Here is a 332-nt window from a genome sequence, read left to right as displayed (position 1 = left end):
GACATGAATAGCGCAGTTGTTGGTTAAAGTGGTTATGAATAGCGGCTAAGGTGTTTTTACCACCGGCCATGTCCACTAAGATGGATGCAACATTGGCATCTAGGGTGGTGATGTCGTTATAGTTAATAACGTGATCGTAACAACCTAATGATTTAACGAAACTTAAATTGGCCTCGGAGGTAATACCAATCGCACTGCGTTGACCTCTTTGCTTAATGGCAAAGGCGAGGGCAATGCTGGTTTTACTGGATGCACTGGTTACCAGATACTGAGTCGCATAGAAATACTGATTGTCGAACATAAAGTCATCCACTAGCCAAGACGTGGTGAAC

General features: G+C 43.7%; 1 protein-coding gene. It reads right to left on the bottom strand.

Features of this window, described 5'->3' with window-relative positions; all coding sequences use genetic code 11:
- Positions 1–332: DUF2855 family protein (locus tag AAEZ00_RS20770; RefSeq protein WP_351089769.1), on the bottom strand; the 332-nt coding region annotated here is incomplete at both ends.

It is taken from the genome of Shewanella sp. S1-49-MNA-CIBAN-0167, from assembly GCF_040310145.1.
GTDB classification, from domain to species: Bacteria; Pseudomonadota; Gammaproteobacteria; order Enterobacterales; family Shewanellaceae; genus Shewanella; species Shewanella psychromarinicola.
This window is presented reverse-complemented; position numbering and strand designations above follow the sequence as displayed.